The organism is Marinomonas colpomeniae (assembly GCF_014803385.1).
Taxonomy (GTDB): domain Bacteria; phylum Pseudomonadota; class Gammaproteobacteria; order Pseudomonadales; family Marinomonadaceae; genus Marinomonas; species Marinomonas colpomeniae.
Genome location: NZ_JACYFC010000004.1, coordinates 433475 through 450739, shown reverse-complemented (window position 1 = coordinate 450739; position 17265 = coordinate 433475). Strand labels below are relative to the sequence as shown.

Sequence of the window (17265 nt, the reverse complement as noted above, 5' to 3'; positions counted from 1 at the left end):
GCCAATAAAAAGCCGAATTGGAATTTTCAATTCGGCTTTTTCATTTCTTGAATCTGTTGTTAATAACGTTGTTTAAAGTAGCTTATCTTCTTAACGAGCAAAGCCAATAGGGCAACTCACACCTGTGCCATTTAAACCACAATAACCATTTGGATTCTTGTGTAAATATTGTTGGTGATACTCCTCTGCGAAGTAATATACATCAAGCGGCTCGATTTCTGTTGTGATCATACCGTGTCCAGCGGCAATAAGTTCTTTCTGAAAAGCTGCTTTACTGGCTTCTGCTACAGCAAGGTCTTGATCGTTTTTTGTATAGATAACAGAGCGGTATTGGCTCCCTACGTCGTTGCCTTGTTTCATTCCTTGTGTTGGGTCATGATTTTCCCAAAACACCTTTAAAACACCTTCTAACGAAATAATAGAAGTATCGAATACCACTTGGACGACTTCACTGTGCCCTGTTTGTCCAGAGCAAGTTTCTTCATAAGTTGGGTTGGGGGTGTAGCCACCAGCGTAGCCAACGGAAGTTACTACAACTCCTGGTGTATTCCACAGTTTTCGTTCTGCACCCCAGAAACAGCCCATGCCAATAATGATTTCGGCTTCGTTTGCGTTTACGTTACGGATAAAAGGCTCGTTATTTATAGCGCTTCTACCTGAGATTTTTAACGGAGTACTTCTACCGGCAAGGGCCTGCGTTTTTTCGGGGATTATAGATTTTTTCAAAATATCTTGGATTTTATCTGTCATGTGTTGGGTTCCTAGCATTTATATCAAAATAATTGGATAACACTTTTTACCTTGTGATAAAAGTGGATTCAAGTGGTTTAAAATTTTTATAAATATAGAGGATAAATATGCAAGAAAAATGTTTTTCAAACTTATCTGATGTAAATCTCTAAGTTGCCTTGACTCCTTGTTTAATCTACCTATAATACGCACCTCGTTGTCGCGGGATGGAGCAGTCTGGTAGCTCGTCGGGCTCATAACCCGAAGGTCGTAGGTTCGAATCCTGCTCCCGCAACCATTTAAATCTATTAGAAAATAGATTTGATCATAAAAATATTCAGAAAATATCACTAAAAAGTAAACTATATCAATAGTTTAATCTGTCGCGGGATGGAGCAGTCTGGTAGCTCGTCGGGCTCATAACCCGAAGGTCGTAGGTTCGAATCCTGCTCCCGCAACCATTTATATCTATTAGAAAATAGATTTGATCATAAAAATATTCAGAAAATATCACTAAAAAGTAAACTATATCAATAGTTTAATCTGTCGCGGGATGGAGCAGTCTGGTAGCTCGTCGGGCTCATAACCCGAAGGTCGTAGGTTCGAATCCTGCTCCCGCAACCATTTATATCTATTAGAAAATAGATTTGATCATAAAAATATTCAGAAAATATCACTAAAAAGTAAACTATATCAATAGTTTAACTTGTCGCGGGATGGAGCAGTCTGGTAGCTCGTCGGGCTCATAACCCGAAGGTCGTAGGTTCGAATCCTGCTCCCGCAACCACTTCAGTAAATTCGTAGGTTCACTCTTAAATATGATAAGTACTCCCTAACTAATTTAATTTCAATACTCCTGCCATAGATAATAAAAACCCTCGAATCAAATTTTTTATCAAAACCTCTCAATTTCAATTACTCATTTTTACTTTTGAAATATCAATGCATATTTAAAAAAATATCCATTCGGTAAATTTGTGATTATATTGTGACTCCAAAAAAAGAACACGATAGTCATCTTAATGTATTTTAAGGCTGGAATTTTTAACTGATGGTTACTTGAGGTAGTACTTAGTTACGTTAGAGTTTTTCAATAAAGTTATTCATTAATTGATATTTGACTCTTTAATTATCAGTGATTTGAGTGAATTAGATAGTATAAGAAACTATTTAAATTTCGATGATTATCAAGCGTAAGTAATGTTTTATACGCCTGATCAGGGAGGAAATACTTTAAGTCTTTTGAATGATTGAAAACAGAGAAGAGCGAATATTTAGATTATTATTAGGTTAACAAGTTTCCGTTTGTATCTCTATGGGCCTCATATCTACTTATGATTGTTTTCAAGCGTTTTATCCCACAGAGTGACTAGGTTGCGACCATTAGATTTTGATTTAAAGAGTGCTAAATCGGCTTGATCAATTAATTCTGTAGAAGACTTGGCGTTAAACTTAATTGAGGTTACCCCTAAGCTACACGTAATGGAAATGTCTCCAAAGTTAGTACTCTCTATAGACTGTCTAATAGTCTCAGCAACCTGTATTGCTTGACCTTGAGAGGCTTTAGGTAAAACAATACAAAACTCTTCGCCACCAAAGCGCGCCACTATATCATTCTGATCAACACTAGCTTGTAAAACTTTAGCTACTTCACGAAGTACCGTATCGCCAGCGCTATGTCCATAGGTGTCATTGACAGCTTTAAAGTGATCTATATCAGCTAGAATAATACAATATTCTCCGAGTTGTCTTGAGTCTGAAAAATCTTGATTTATAAAATCAAATAAAACGCGACGATTATAGCAGTTCGTCAACGGGTCACGAGTTGCCAAGTAGTTGAGTTCTTTATTACGTCTTTTTGAAATTATGAATCTTCGGGAAATATAGATTGAAACGAATAAACATATTGTCAGTAAAGACGCCAGTGTGACGCTGGCATATTTGTTTTTCGTAAGTTCTAGTTCAGATATTTTTCTTGCTTGTTCTGCTATTTCAATTTCACTTTTATTCTTAGCTAATGTAAGTTGATCCAGCTTTGTTGCTTTCTTTAACGATTCTAACTCTATCTCTAACTGTCTAGAGTGTAGTTTAGCTTTCACTAGAACTAGCTTATTATCTTCTCTCTCTTTTTGAATTACGTTAGATAAATGAATTTCTTTTTCAGCGTAGCTGAGTGACGCTGAAATGTTTCCTCGTAATTTTTCAGCTTCTCTAAGTTCATGGTAGGCATATAATTGATGGGGTTTAGTGTCTATCTGAATAGAGAGTGTTAATGCTTTTTTCAATAAGCGAATAGATTCGTCTAGATTGCTATGAATTAGAACATTACCTAAAGGGATTAGCGCTTTTATTTGATATATTTTACTTCCTACCTCTGTAGCAAGAGATAGAGATTTTCTGTAATAAATTATAGCGTTATTAATATCCTGTTGAGCTCGGTAAGTGTTTGCAATAATTCGTGTGGTAAGGGAACTTTTTGATTTGTTATTTTCGCTTTGATAAATATTATAGGCTCTTTTTGCCATCATTCGTGCGGTTACATAATCTTCAGAGTTCAAAGCTATAACGGCAATTTCTCTAGATGCAATGGCTAGTGTGTCAGGATCTATTTCATTTTTTGGAAGGTTAATTGTTCGTTGATAAAAGAATCTAGCATGATCAAATTCCTTTATTTTTGTATATATAAGTCCCATTTGGTTGGATGTTTTCGCAATACCAGAGGCGTTATTTACTTTTTCATAGTACTGATAGGCTTCATAAAAGTATTCAAGGGATTTTTCATAATGGTTGATATATCGAGAAATAATTCCTGCACCGATTAGTGCTTTAGCGCGTCCTTCAGGATCGTCAAGTTCGGTGTGTAGCTTTAAACCTTGGGTTGAATAATCTAATGCTACTACATAATGTCCTAGATAACGTTCGGCTTCTGCAAGAGTATTGAGTGTACGGGCCATGTTTTTTTTGTCTTCAATGTCCGTAAATGTGTCTAATGCTTCTTTATAAAAAAAAACCGTTTGTTGTCTGTTTTTTAAACGTTTATATGACTGTGCTATTTTCTTATATATTTGTCCTAGCTTCTTTTTTGTGGCTTTATCGGGGTGTGACAAATATTTCGATGCATGAATATATTGGTCAATAGCGGCATTATAATTTTTTTTCTGGTAGTGATTTTCAGCCTTATCTATAAACGTTAGAGCAGTAGGCATCTCAGATATAGTCTCAGTGTTAATCGCTGACGTGTTTTCTTGAGAGTTCGCTAGACTAATGTAAAATGTGAAAAATATAGTTAAAAAAACTTGTGTCAGATTTTTGTTAATAGGTAATTTCGAAGGTAAAAAAACAGAAAGTACCTTTTTCAGACACAGAGAATTTATGGAATATAATTGGTCTACGATAAAATGCAAATGCATAAATTATAACTCAAGTACTGGCTTTTTTACGGAAATATGGATGAAAAAAATTAGAAGTGAAGATGTATTTTATCATGCTAAAAAACATTATATCTAACTTAATATCTAATACGATCAATTACATAATATATGCTCACCGTAAAGAATGTAGAAATAAGTTGTATTTTTTTGTTAAAATCTAAAGAAGATCTGGTTTTTTTTATATCTCCAAGAGTTCAACCAAAATTCTAAAATTTCACGTTAAAAACACTATTTTTCATCTATATCCTCTTGCCTTTCCACATCCCTTATTTTTTTAAAAAATACCCCTGTTTCTCTAATGACTTCTTTTTCACTATCTAGTGCGTCATTTTCTGCTCTCTCGTTTAGATATCTTGCTGTTTTATCTTTACCCTGGCTGAAGTCAAGAAGAGAGCGATAATGTAATGCCATTGGTATGTTATTTATCGATTTATAATATTGTATGTTAGCCCGCCAAAATATGCGTTCTTCATATAGATAATCAGAAAGAATTTTTTGTGGAAGTGATTGATTTACTTCAGCCTTAAGTATTGAGAAAATTATATTTTTTGGAGCTATATCTAGTTGTTTATCAATAATTTGTAAGCTATTTTCATTTTGGTTTGTTGCTATAAAGCTTAATGCCTGAAGGTAGTCTGTGAACTGATTATGTTTTTCTAGTTTCTCTAAGAAATTAAGTGAACGTTCAGGAGAGTGAATAAGGTAGGAAAAAAGCCCTTTTGCGAAATTTTTAACATCTTCATTTTGTATTTTTTGATTAAGATAGCTATATGGCTGTTCTTCTAAGCCGGCTCTGTATGCTAATAAACTCGCTCTGAAATATTCAAAATCAGTAGGTGCTTTATAGCTGAGAATTGTTTCTTTTGATTCAACACTAAAGGAATCAGATAACCTGGAGTCCGGAGAGGGGTGTGTAGATAAAAATTCTAATTTAGGTCGACCAAGTGCTTGTTTGAAAAAAGCTTGGAATAGTTCTGTCATACCCTCAGGAGATAGGTCTGCTTCAATTAAATATTGTCTACCTCGTCTATCTGCTTCTTGTTCTTGAGTTCGGCTATAGGTGAGTTTGTTTTCTGCTTGATTTGCTATACCTCCTAACCAAAGTGCTGTTGTCGCATCGCCATCCGCACCAGCAAGAGCCGCCGCTATTCCTGCGCCAATTAAGGCTAACGTTTTTTGTAGCTCTTCGTTCGCATATTTTTTTTGTCGCTCGTAATGTCTAAGATCTAAGTGAGCTACTTCATGAGAAAGAAGCCCTAAGAACATATCTTCATTGGTAATTATTTCCATAATGTCCGAGTAAATAAACATATGGTTTCCAGGAATGACAAAGGCGTTGCTTTGTGAACTGTTTAAAAAAGTCATTTCCACCGTTTTATTATAAAGATTTGTTTGCGGTAAAATTTTTGAAAGCGTGTCTTTTAAATAGTCATAAGCTGGTGGAAAATCGATTAATGCTCTACTGCCATTTAATTGGCGAAACCAATGCTGCCCTAGTACATAGGAAGGGTTAGATAAAGATCGCTCATCTTTATTAGCCTCTAAGTCGGGAATAGCCGAAAGAGCAGAAGTGGCTAGGGCACTTGTAAAAACAAAGGCAAATATGGTCAAACCTGTTGTAACGTTTAAAAATAGTCTCATAATATGGCAAATATTTATTAGGTAAAAAAGTAATAGGTACAATGTAAAATGACAATCAATGAACATAAGCAGTATGACGTAATCTTGAATGCAAGAAAAGATCGTTGCCCAATGCCTTTACTAAAGACCAAATTATCTCTGAGTAAGATGCAAGTAGGCGAACGCTTATGTGTTACAACTGGTGATTCTGGGTCGTTGAAAGATATACCTCAGTACGTGGCATTAGTTGGATTTTCTTTATTGTCGATGAATGAAGACAATGATCTATATACCTTTGTGATTCAGAAGAATTAAAACGGACTCAAGCATGTTTAAAATAGTTGATACGCTTATTAAACGATATTTTTCTAATGAAGAAGTCGTTGTATTTCTCTTGCTTTTAATAGCAACTCTAGGTGTTTTAGCTTTGTGGGGTGGCGTTCTTGCACCTGTGCTCATTGCGATCGTTCTAGCATTCTTACTTCAAGGTGTGGTGGATAGGTTACAGAAAGTTGGTCTTGGTCATGTGACATCTGTCTTTCTTGTATTTTTTACTTTTTTAACGTCGTGTGGTGTTTTTATCGCAGTAATGGTGCCAATTATTTGGCGTCAAGCGGTACGGTTTGTTCAAGATGCACCAAGAATGTTTACCGTTATTCGAGATGAAATTCTTCATTTTGCTGAAGGGAATAGTGAGTTTGTAAGTCAAACCGCTATTGATGAAATTGTTAATACTTTAGCTAATGAGTCGACAAACCTTGGTCAATGGCTTGTGTCATTTTCACTGTCGAGTATTCCCTCTTTATTTTCGTTAGTTATTTATTTAGTTTTAGTGCCTTTAGTGATGTTTTTCTTACTGAAAGATCAGGATAGGATCTTGAGTTATTTGACTTCATGGTTACCAAAAGAACGAAAAATGATGAGAAATATTGCCCATGAAATGAATGAGCAAATTGCGAATTATATTCGTGGAAAGTTTATTGAAATGTTAGTCGTAGGTGTTGTGACTTATATTGTATTTGCGATATTCGGGTTGAAGTATGCAGAATTGTTAGCTTTGTTGGTCAGTCTTTCCGTTTTGATTCCTTATATTGGAGCCGCAGCAGTTACTATTCCTGTTGTGCTAGTCGCCTTTTATCAATATGGCACGCAAAGTGATTTTGTTTATGTCGTTGTTGCGTATCTAATCGTTCAAGCTTTAGATGGTAATGTTCTTGTGCCATTGCTGTTTTCGGAAGCTGTGAACTTGCATCCATTAGCTATTATCGTAGCTGTATTGTTTTTTGGTGGTGTGTGGGGTTTCTGGGGGATATTTTTTGCTATTCCACTAGCGACGCTTGTAAAGGCCATTATTAATGCATGGCCGAACCAAGAAGAACTGGCTTCTGAGTCTATTTAATCCGAGCATTAGTTCTCAGCCCTAATGTGTTTGTAAAACCCACTTTTTATAAAAAAAGTGGGTTTTTTATTGTATCGAGTATATCTCCCTTAAATACTTATATTAAGAAATGTAGGCGATAAGTGATGAGAAGGGAGGAAGAACAACAGCATTGTGATCGATATAGCCAGATTTTAGTGCTTCTGGAAGTATTAATGGTGTCAGATTCAAATCGATAGGGATGATTTTATCCTGTTCAGACGTGTTTAATGCTATGTATAGCTGTTTTTGGTTATAACTTCGGGTGTAGACCAATGTGGAGTCATCATTATAAAGAAAGTGAATACTTCCATGAACTAACTCAGGGTGAGCTCGTCTTAAATGAAGAAAGTCACGATAAGCATGTAGAATAGAATGGCGGTTATCTTCCTGCTCTTTTACTGCTAATGGTAATTGTTCGTTAGATAACGGCAACCAAGGAGTAATGGATTCGGTAAATCCTCCAAGGGGTTGATTTTTCCACGGAATAGGAGTCCTACAGCCGTCCCTGCCTTTAAATTCAGGCCAGAAATTAATGCCAAAAGGGTCGACTAACTGATTAAACTCTAAATTCGCTTCAGGTAAACCAAGCTCTTCACCTTGATACAAACAAACACTGCCTCGTAATGATAAAAGCATCACCATATAAATCTTGGATTTTTCGATTGAATGATGATTTCTACCCCACCTTGTCGCGACTCGTTCTACATCATGATTTCCGATTGACCAACAAGGCCATCCATCCCCTAAACCTGCTTCAATTGTCTCCATGGTATTGCGAATGTGTTTCATGGATGAATCATGAGTTAGCAAATCGAAGGAATAGCACATGTGGAGCTTGTCGTTGCCTTGAGTGTAAGCTGCCATTGTTTTAAGCGAAAAGTCGCAGCCGACCTCACCGACAGTCGTGGTATTTGGGTATTGATCAAGTAAGTTGCGTAGACGTTGTAAAAAGGCAATGTTTTCAGGACGAGATTTATCGTATAAATGCAGCTGATAAGCATAGGGGTTATCTAGACGTACACCAATACTCCCTTCTACGACGTTTTCTTTTGGTGGGTTATTTCTAAGTTCTGTATCGTGGTAGTAATAGTTTGCTGTGTCTAAGCGAAAACCATCGACACCTCGTTTAAGCCAAAATTCAACAGTATGTAACAATGAGCTCACGACATTTGGATTGTGGAAGTTTAAATCTGGTTGGCTGTCTAAAAAATTATGTAGATAGTACTGCCTTCTACGACTGTCCCAATGCCAAGCAGGGCCTCCAAAAACAGATAGCCAATTATTTGGGGCTGCACCATCAGGTTGCGCATCTGCCCATACGTACCAATCGGCTTTTGAATTGTCATGACTGCTTCTAGACTCAATAAACCAAGGGTGTTGATCTGAGCTATGATTTAATACTTGATCGATCATAACCTTGAGACCGTGATTATGAGCGGAAATAATAAGCTCATCAAAATCGTCAAGAGTGCCGAAAATGGGGTCTACATCACAATAGTCTGACACATCGTAGCCAAAGTCTTTCATTGGGGATGTAAAGAAAGGTGACAGCCAAATAGCATCGACTCCAAGCGATGCAATATAGGACATTTTTTTTGTTACACCAGAAAGGTCTCCAATACCATCATTATTGGAGTCGAAGAAACTACGAGGATAAACTTGATAAATAACAGCGCCACGCCACCACTCTTGATTGTTAACCATGTTTTTTCTCCTGCTATAAATTATAGTATTCGTATTGTCTGTAGTAGAAAAAGAAAGTTCTAATGATTATCTATAGTGCTTTTTAAGCTTAATTGCAGCATACTCAAATTTTTTGATTTACGCATGATTTTAGTTATTTATGTCGTAATAAATACCGTCATTATTTCGGAGCTATAATGTTTTCTAAAAATGCTCGGCCTATTGCTTGGCCTTTATTTTTATTTTTCTTTTTTTTCTGCGCCTTTCTTGGTGTCATGATGCCGTATATATCTGTGTATTATAAATCAATAGGTTTAACTGCATCTGAAATAGGCCGTTTGATGTCAACTTTTACTTTGTCAGGTATTTTAGTACCGCACTTTTGGGGCTGGCTGACGGCAAAGGTTGGTTTACCTAAGCGCATCTTACAGTTAGGTGTCTTGGGATGTTTTATTGCCGTCATTCCGTTTAATTGGAATGATCAATTCGAAACTCTGTGGTTATTAACTTGTCTAATGGCATTGTTTTATTCTGCTTTACTGCCAATGACAGATTCCTTGTCTGTTAGAAGTATCCGTCGTTTAGATGTGCCCTATACAAGAATAAGGGTGGGTGGATCTATTGGTTATGTTGTTGCGGTAGCTGGTGCGGGGTTTCTGATTGGACACTTTGGTGTTTGGATCGTGATTCCTACTATGTGTGCTTGTCTTGCCTTAGCTGCTGGAACGACTTTCTTCATAAAAGAACAAGCCTATGAAGTGAGTACTCAAAAAGAAACAACATCATTTTTTTCTTTAGTTAAAACCCATGAATCTATGCTGTTTTTTGTTTTAGCTTTCTTGGCTTTTATGTCACATGCACCTTTTAATGTATTTTTTGCTGTTCATTTGTCTAATGCTGGTTACAGTGGTGAACATATTGGTATGTTGATGGCGTTAGGTGTGATTATTGAAATCGTTTTGTTCTTGTTTTTTGGTAACACTATTAAACAGTTCCACGTTGTTCATATTGTCGCACTTTGCTTTATAGCAGGCGTTGTCCGCTGGTTCTTAGTGGGATGGTTTGCGTCCGTTTTATGGATACTTATTTTTACTCAGCTACTTCATTGTATAACCTTCGCGCTTTTTCATATGGTGTCTATTGAGCAAATTCGCCACCTTTTTCCTGAGCGTTATGGTGGTCAAGGGCAAGCCATGTACAGTGCTTTTGCTATTGGTTTAGGTGGTGGTTTGGGGATGGTGTTTACTGGTTATTTATGGGAGTGGGTTGGTGGTTCTTGGGCATTCACAGCCGCCGCTGGTACCAGTGCGTTGGGACTTATTATTCTATTGGTTAACCAGCGACGATAGTGCTTTTATTGATGACCTTCGGTTTTTAATAATTCAATAAAAGCGATGGCGGCACGACTTAATGTTTTTTGCTTGTGATGAATAACCCCTAGCTTTCTTTCTACATTCAAGTCAGGCAAGTTTAGAACAACAAGCCTTTCATCCACTAATGTTGACGGTAGTAATGACCACCCCCAACCAATACTTACCAACATTGCCAGTGTTTCTAGGTTGTTGGTATTCATACGTACTTGAGGTTTTAGCCCTTGTTTCCCAAAAACTTGCTCTGCAATCTGTCTAGTGAACGTGTTTTTATTGGGTAAAACACAAGTGTGTTGCGCTAACTCTGTTAAATTTAGATTTTTCGATAAAGCAAGTGGATGATCTTTACTGACGACACAAGTGAGGGGGTCTGACCATATTGGAACAGATTCAATGAGTGGGTTTTCTTTATTTGATAAAGTAATGATACCCAGTTCAGCACGACCTTTAAGAACGTCTTGATAAGCTTCTTCGGATTGAGAAAATTCGATGTCTAGTTGAGCACTTGGAAAGTCTTGTTGGAATTTCTTTAAGGTTTCTGGTAAACGCCGTAAACCAACATGGTGGCTGGTGGAGATTCTTAGTTCACCACTTACACCTTCCATTTGCAGCGACATACTGCGTTTTATATCCTGAAGATCTTCAGCCATTTTTCGGGCTTTTGGCAATAAACGAATACCTGCTTCTGTTAATTGAACTTGACGACCAATGCGGTCAAGCAACCTAACGCCTAAGTTACTTTCTAGAGCGGCAATACGCTTACTTATCGCTGGTTGAGTGACAAAAAGCTGTGTGCCAGCTTCTGAGAATGAACCTGTTTCTGCAACTTTAATGAAGGTAAGTAGTTCTGCAATGTCTATCATTCCAAAAAATTATCCGAAATATGAAAATTATGAATTTGAGTTATTTAAACCAAAGTTTTAGGATAACGCAATAAGATTCTTAGGAGAGAAGTTATGTCAGCAAAAACTCTTTATGACAAGTTGTGGGATAGCCACCTTGTTCAGCAGCGCGATGATGGTAGTGCGTTAATTTATATCGACTTACAACTGCTTCACGAGGTGACTTCTCCTCAAGCATTTGAGGGGTTAAGAATGGCTGGTCGCAAGCCTTGGCGCATTTCTTCAAGCTTAGCAACGCCAGACCATAATGTGCCAACGACAAAAGAAGAGCGCGTTTTCGGTGTTGATGGTATCGCAGATCCTGTGTCTAAAATTCAAGTGACAACGCTGGATGATAACTGTAATGAATTTGGCATTACCGAATTCAACATGAAAGATATTCGCCAAGGAATCGTACACGTTGTTGGGCCAGAACAAGGTGCGACGCTTCCAGGTATGACGGTTGTGTGTGGTGATTCCCATACCTCTACCCATGGTGCATTTGGTGCGTTAGCGCACGGTATCGGCACATCAGAAGTTGAGCATGTTTTAGCCACTCAGTGTCTTGTGCAAAAGAAAAGCCGCAATATGTTGGTTCGAGTTGATGGTGAATTGTCTTCTTGGGTTTCTGCGAAGGACGTTGTATTGGCTATTATAGGTGCCATTGGTACCGCTGGTGGTACAGGTTATGCGATTGAATTTGGTGGTACTGGTATTCAGTCACTGTCTATGGAAGGTCGTATGACAGTTTGCAACATGGCGATTGAAGCAGGTGCTCGCGTTGGTTTGATTGCCGTTGATGATACGACAATTGATTACGTAAAAGGTCGTCCTTATGCGCCAAAAGGCGAGCATTGGGATATGGCAATTAGCGCTTGGAAAGATTTAGTATCAGACAAAGATGCTCAATTTGACGAAGTGGTTGTACTAAAAGCAGAAGATATTAAACCACAAGTTACATGGGGGACGTCTCCTGAAATGGTTATCGCCATTGATGAGGCGATTCCTCGTGCAGAAGACCAGACCGATCCAGTGAAAAAAGAAGGTTATGCTCGCGCATGGAAATACATGGGCTTAAAAGGCAAAACGACATTGGCAGATATAACGCTTGATCGTGTGTTTATTGGATCTTGTACTAACTCTCGTATTGAAGATTTACGCATTGCAGCAGACGTTGTTAAAGGCCGTAAAGTCGCTTCTACATTGAAACAGGCTATTGTGGTACCTGGTTCTGGTTTAGTAAAAGCACAAGCAGAGAAAGAAGGTTTACATATTATTTTTGAAGCCGCTGGTTTGGAATGGCGTGAACCGGGTTGTTCTATGTGTTTAGCAATGAATGCCGATAAGTTGGGTGCTGGCGAACATTGCGCATCAACATCAAATCGTAACTTTGAAGGTCGTCAAGGCTTTGGTGGTCGTACGCATTTGGTTAGCCCTGCTATGGCAGCTGCAGCGGCAATTGCTGGTCATTTCGTTGATGTAAACGAGTTGGTTAAACACTAAACAATCTTTAGGGGAAATACACATGCGTCCTTTTACGAAACATACAGGTTTAGCCGCTCCTTTGGATTTGGCAAACGTTGATACTGATATGATCATTCCAAAGCAATTCTTGAAATCAATCAAGCGTACAGGCTTTGGAAAAAACTTATTTGATGAATTGCGTTATGAAGACGAAGGCCAACCAGATCAAGAATGTGATGGTCGTCCATTGCGTAAAGACTTTATTTTGAATCAAGCTCGTTATACTGGTGCGAGCGTTTTGCTTGCTCGTCAAAATTTTGGTTGTGGATCAAGCCGTGAACACGCGCCTTGGGCGTTAGATGATTATGGCTTTCGCTCTGTTATTGCGCCAAGTTTTGCTGATATTTTTTACAATAACTGTTTTAAAAATGGTTTATTGCCAATTGTGTTGGAAGCAGAAGAAATTGATCAATTGTTTGCTGAAGTAACGGCAAGAGAGGGCGCTCAAGTCGTTGTTGATTTAGAAGCGCAAACGGTGACGTCACCTTCAGGTGCAGAATTTACTTTTCTAGTTGATAACTTCCGTAAGCATTGTTTATTAAATGGATTGGACGATATCGGATTAACATTGCAAGAAGATTCTGCTATTCGTCGTTATGAAGAAAAACGCATGAATGCAGCGCCGTGGCTTTTCTTGTCACGTGAGCAATAATTTTCGCTAAACAGTTTTTTAAATATTGGTTTTGATGCATGAGCGTTAAAACATGAAATGAAGGATTAAGTATGAGTAAAAATGTATTGGTTTTACCTGGTGACGGCATAGGCCCAGAAATTGTAGCGCAAGCCGTTCGTGTATTGGATTTAGTAAACGAAAAGTTTTCGCTAGATATTAAACATGAAAGCGCGTTAGTCGGTGGGTCTGCTTATGATGAAACAGGGTCTCCTTTACCAGAAAGTACATTAGACAAAGCAAAAGCCGCCGACGCTATTCTATTAGGTGCGGTAGGTGGTCCTAAATGGGACGGTCTAGATATGGCTTTTCGCCCAGAAAAAGGTTTATTAGGATTACGTTCAAACCTTGAACTATTTTCTAACCTTCGTCCTGCTATCTTGTATCCTCAATTAGCCGATGCATCTAGTTTGAAGCCAGAAATCGTTGCCGGTTTGGATATTTTGATCGTACGTGAACTAACCGGTGGAATTTACTTCGGTCAACCTCGTGGTATTCGTACATTAGAAAACGGTGAGCGAGAAGGTTATAACACTTATGTTTATAATGAATCTGAGATTCGCCGTATTGGTCACTCTGCTTTTGAAGCCGCACGTCAACGTGGCAAACGCGTTTGTTCTATCGATAAATCTAATGTATTGGAAGTAACAGTACTTTGGAAAGAAGTGATGGAAGAAGTTGCGAAAGAATACCCAGATGTCGAATTGACGCATATGCTAGTAGATAATGCTGCAATGCAGCTTGTTCGTGCGCCAAAACAGTTCGATGTAATGGTTACTGGCAACATGTTTGGTGATATTCTATCTGACGCAGCGGCAATGTTAACAGGCTCTATTGGCATGCTTCCTTCTGCTTCGTTAAATGCAGAAGGTCGTGGCATGTATGAACCTTGTCATGGTTCTGCTCCTGATATTGCGGGACAGGGCATTGCAAACCCTCTAGCAACGATTTTATCTGTTGCTATGATGTTGCGTTACTCTCTTGATTCTAAAGACGCTGCTGACGCGATAGAGGCGGCAGTAAGTAATGTCTTGGATCAAGGATTAAGAACAGCAGATATTGCATCACAAGGATGCAAAACGGTTAGCACACAAGCCATGGGCGATGCTGTGCTGGCAGCACTAAAAGCTTAATGTCAAAAAGTCATTAAGTTTATTCACTTGGGATATTGCTCTTGGTATGAGCGACCCCACAAAAAAAGGTAAAGATGACCATGTCAAAACAAACTGTAGGTTTAGTCGGCTGGCGCGGAATGGTTGGTTCCGTGTTGATGCAGCGTATGCGAGAAGAAAACGATTTCGATCATATTGATCCAATTTTTTTCACTACCTCTCAAGCGGGGCAAAAAGGGCCAGAAATTGGTAAAGATATTCCATTGCTTCAAGACGCTAATAATATTGAAGCGTTAAAGAGAATGGACATTATAATCACCTGCCAAGGCGGCGATTATACCAAGGCTATTTACCCTGAGTTGCGTAAGGCTGGTTGGAACGGTTACTGGATCGACGCAGCATCATCATTGCGCATGGACAAAGATGCAATCATTGTGTTGGATCCAGTTAACCAGAATGTTATCAAACAAGGTCTAAAAGATGGCGTGAAAACCTTTGCTGGTGGTAACTGTACCGTTAGTTTGATGATGTTAGCTTTAGGCGGCTTGTTCGAGAAAGATCACATCGAATGGATGACGTCTATGACGTATCAAGCGGCGTCAGGTGGTGGTGCTCGCCACATGCGTGAGTTGATTAACCAAATGGGCATGCTGCAAGGCTCAGTTGCGTCTGAGCTTGCTGATCCTGCTAGTGCCATTTTGGAGATCGATCGTAAAGTAGCAGAGCAAATGCGTTCTAATACTATGCCTGTTGATCAATTTGGTGTGCCGTTGGCGGGTAGCTTAATTCCTTACATCGATTCTCAATTAGATAACGGTCAAAGTAGAGAAGAGTGGAAAGCACAGGCTGAAACGAACAAAATCTTGGGTAATACAGGATCTATAATTCCTGTTGATGGTCTTTGTGTTCGTATTGGCTCTATGCGCTGTCATAGCCAAGCGTTTACGATTAAATTGAACCAAGACATTCCGCTTGCTGATATTGAAGGCATGCTGGCTCAGCATAACGATTGGGTGAGTGTCGTTCCTAATGATAAAGAAGCGACAATGGAGCGTTTAACGCCAACGGCAGCGACTGGTACTTTGAATATTCCAGTTGGTCGTATTCGTAAGCTGAACATGGGGCCTGAATACATCAGTGCTTTCTCTGTTGGTGACCAATTGTTGTGGGGTGCTGCTGAGCCATTGCGTCGTATGTTGCGTATTTTACTTAACGACTAACGTTTTGATTCAATGTTATAAAAAAGCGTTTGCCGTCATAGCAAACGCTTTTTTTTGTTTCTGCGAAAAGTACTGTTTATACTTTTCTTCATCACGGTATTGTTGATAGAAAGAAGTAAGGTTTTTTATGATTTCAAAATTGCCGAAGTGGGTTGAGTATGGTGCTTTTTCATTAGCTTTAGTCGCAGGGAGCGTTAATGCCATTGCACTGCTGGGCTTTGAGCATCAGGCTGTATCTCACTTATCTGGTACAGCGACGCTCTTAGGTAGCGCTCTATTTGACTCTTCATATAAGTCATTACTTCATCTTGCTGGAATATTGCTAAGTTTTGTTATTGGGTCTACTTTTTCTGGCTTTATGTTGACAGATACTTCATTAAAGCTTGGTCGGTTTTATGATTTATTACTCACTATAGAGGCTTTTTTGTTATTAGGAGCAATGTATTTTCTTTTAGGTAACCATCCTATGGGGCATTATTTTGCATCAGCTGCTTGTGGCCTTCAAAATGCACTGGTTACTACTTACAGCGGCGCTGTAATTCGAACTACTCACCTAACGGGCATATTTACCGATTTAGGTATTATGATCGGGGGCGTCCTTAGAGGAAAAGCCTTTGATAAACGTAAAGCTCTATTGTTTGTTATTGTTGTAATAGGATTTGTTTTAGGAGGGGCGTTAGGTGCTTTCTTGTTTCATCAAATTAGTTTTTATGCTCTTTTAATGCCTACTTGTATGTGCTTTTTTCTTGCGATGCTTTACCGTGTTTATCGCATGCGATTAAATGGCTAATAGATATTATGACATATTTTTTACGACTTAATTAATTGAAAAATTGCTAGATGTGGATCTGTATGCTATTGATTAATAGAGTGTTTAAATAGATGTTTTAGACGTGAATAATTGTATATTCATGATCTTGAACAACTATTTACATTGTAGGCATTGAAATCTAATCAATTCATCCATAGATTATATATAAGAGTAAAACACATAGGAGGAACTACATTTAAGTAAATAAAAAAATTTGACCTAAACAGAAGGAAATTCTTTATGTATACATTGAATATTAGCGGTCACCACGTCCAATCTGGTGAAGAAGTTCAAGAAGTAGTCAAAGAAAAAATGGATCATTTATCTCGAATTAATAATCAGATAACCAGTATTAAAGTGATTCTTAATACAGAAAAGCATGATATTCATGAGTTAATAGTAGAAGCCAGTGTTCATATTCCTGGTCACGACCTTTTCGCAACTGTTAAAACGGACAAGCAGCTTAAACCTGCCCTTGATCTTCTAGTTGGAAAGCTAGAAAAGCAGCTGATTAAATACAAAGCGAAACATGTTGGTAGACAGCACCATATAAACGCTAATGATGTCGAAAGCCCTATAGAGCGACAAGAACAAGCTGAGTTTGATGAGCTTGTAGAGCGCGAAGTTATTTAGCTAATCAACCTATTTAGGAGAAGCCTCGCATTGCGGGGCTTTTTTGTGCCTGATGTTTATCAAAGCAGCTGTTGAATTGAGGGAGACGCAGAGTTAAAAGAGTAAAGCTAAAGAGCTTAAAGTCTGAAAAACTTTATAAGTTCAAGGCAATAAAAAAGCCT

General features: G+C 38.3%; 14 protein-coding genes and 4 tRNA genes. 13 read left to right on the top strand and 5 right to left on the bottom strand.

The annotated features are described in order from the left end of the window. Positions 1–90: 90 nt before the first annotated feature. Complete coding sequence (gene msrA, locus IF202_RS14225; protein WP_191595563.1) at positions 91–750, bottom strand: peptide-methionine (S)-S-oxide reductase MsrA; 660 nt, start codon at positions 748–750, stop codon at positions 91–93. A 200-nt stretch (positions 751–950) separates the two neighbouring features. Here msrA and IF202_RS14220 point away from each other — a divergent pair. From IF202_RS14220 to IF202_RS14205, 4 genes are all read left to right on the top strand, one after another. Beyond that, positions 951–1027 (top strand) — tRNA-Met (locus tag IF202_RS14220). Between the two features lie 86 nt (positions 1028–1113). Then, positions 1114–1190: transfer RNA gene (locus IF202_RS14215), tRNA-Met, on the top strand. An 86-nt stretch (positions 1191–1276) separates the two neighbouring features. Further along, positions 1277–1353, top strand: a tRNA-Met gene (locus tag IF202_RS14210). Between the two features lie 86 nt (positions 1354–1439). Next, positions 1440–1516 (top strand) — tRNA-Met (locus IF202_RS14205). Between the two features lie 541 nt (positions 1517–2057). On the opposite strand, the gene IF202_RS14200 is transcribed toward IF202_RS14205, so the two are convergent. Further along, positions 2058–3935, bottom strand: a complete 1878-nt coding sequence (locus IF202_RS14200; RefSeq protein ID WP_206705494.1) for a tetratricopeptide repeat-containing diguanylate cyclase — start codon at positions 3933–3935, stop codon at positions 2058–2060. A gap of 453 nt (positions 3936–4388) precedes the next feature. Continuing rightward, positions 4389–5801 carry a M48 family metallopeptidase gene (locus IF202_RS14195; protein ID WP_191595561.1) on the bottom strand — a complete coding sequence of 471 codons (1413 nt, stop codon included), beginning with the start codon at positions 5799–5801 and terminating at the stop codon, positions 4389–4391. 48 nt (positions 5802–5849) lie between these two features. On the opposite strand from IF202_RS14195, the gene IF202_RS14190 reads away from it, so the two are divergent. Both IF202_RS14190 and IF202_RS14185 read left to right on the top strand, forming a co-directional pair. After that, entirely contained in the window at positions 5850–6095 is a 246-nt protein-coding gene (locus IF202_RS14190) for a sulfurtransferase TusA family protein (RefSeq protein ID WP_191595560.1), read from the top strand. Positions 6096–6108: 13 nt separating this feature from the next. After that, positions 6109–7179 carry an AI-2E family transporter gene (locus IF202_RS14185; protein WP_191595559.1) on the top strand — a complete coding sequence of 357 codons (1071 nt, stop codon included), beginning with the start codon at positions 6109–6111 and terminating at the stop codon, positions 7177–7179. A 102-nt stretch (positions 7180–7281) separates the two neighbouring features. On the opposite strand, the gene IF202_RS14180 is transcribed toward IF202_RS14185, so the two are convergent. After that, entirely contained in the window at positions 7282–8904 is a 1623-nt protein-coding gene (locus IF202_RS14180) for an alpha-glucosidase (RefSeq protein ID WP_191595558.1), read from the bottom strand. A gap of 176 nt (positions 8905–9080) precedes the next feature. On the opposite strand from IF202_RS14180, the gene IF202_RS14175 reads away from it, so the two are divergent. Next, on the top strand, positions 9081–10232 hold the full coding sequence (locus IF202_RS14175) for an MFS transporter (RefSeq protein ID WP_191595557.1): 1152 nt from the start codon (positions 9081–9083) through the stop codon (positions 10230–10232). Between the two features lie 5 nt (positions 10233–10237). Here IF202_RS14175 and IF202_RS14170 read toward each other — a convergent pair whose 3' ends face one another. Continuing rightward, positions 10238–11116, bottom strand: a complete 879-nt coding sequence (locus IF202_RS14170) for a LysR family transcriptional regulator (protein ID WP_191595556.1) — start codon at positions 11114–11116, stop codon at positions 10238–10240. Positions 11117–11209: 93 nt separating this feature from the next. Here IF202_RS14170 and leuC point away from each other — a divergent pair, with 93 nt between their 5' ends. The 6 genes from leuC to hpf all read left to right on the top strand — a co-directional run bounded on the left by leuC (position 11210) and on the right by hpf (position 17104). After that, positions 11210–12637: a 3-isopropylmalate dehydratase large subunit gene (leuC, locus tag IF202_RS14165; protein WP_191595555.1), complete on the top strand. Its 1428-nt coding sequence runs from the start codon at positions 11210–11212 to the stop codon at positions 12635–12637. 22 nt (positions 12638–12659) lie between these two features. Next, positions 12660–13310, top strand: coding sequence for a 3-isopropylmalate dehydratase small subunit (leuD, locus tag IF202_RS14160; protein ID WP_191595554.1), 651 nt, complete (start codon positions 12660–12662; stop codon positions 13308–13310). 71 nt (positions 13311–13381) lie between these two features. Further along, the gene (gene leuB, locus IF202_RS14155; RefSeq protein WP_191595553.1) at positions 13382–14461 is read left to right on the top strand and encodes a 3-isopropylmalate dehydrogenase; all 1080 of its coding nucleotides are present in this window, start codon (positions 13382–13384) and stop codon (positions 14459–14461) included. Positions 14462–14541: 80 nt separating this feature from the next. Beyond that, on the top strand, positions 14542–15660 hold the full coding sequence (gene asd, locus IF202_RS14150) for an aspartate-semialdehyde dehydrogenase (protein WP_191595552.1): 1119 nt from the start codon (positions 14542–14544) through the stop codon (positions 15658–15660). Between the two features lie 127 nt (positions 15661–15787). Further along, positions 15788–16450 (top strand): YoaK family protein, encoded by a 663-nt coding sequence (locus IF202_RS14145; RefSeq protein WP_191595551.1) that lies wholly within the window; start codon positions 15788–15790, stop codon positions 16448–16450. 261 nt (positions 16451–16711) lie between these two features. Continuing rightward, positions 16712–17104 (top strand): ribosome hibernation-promoting factor, HPF/YfiA family, encoded by a 393-nt coding sequence (gene hpf, locus IF202_RS14140; RefSeq protein ID WP_191595550.1) that lies wholly within the window; start codon positions 16712–16714, stop codon positions 17102–17104. Positions 17105–17265: the final 161 nt, after the last annotated feature.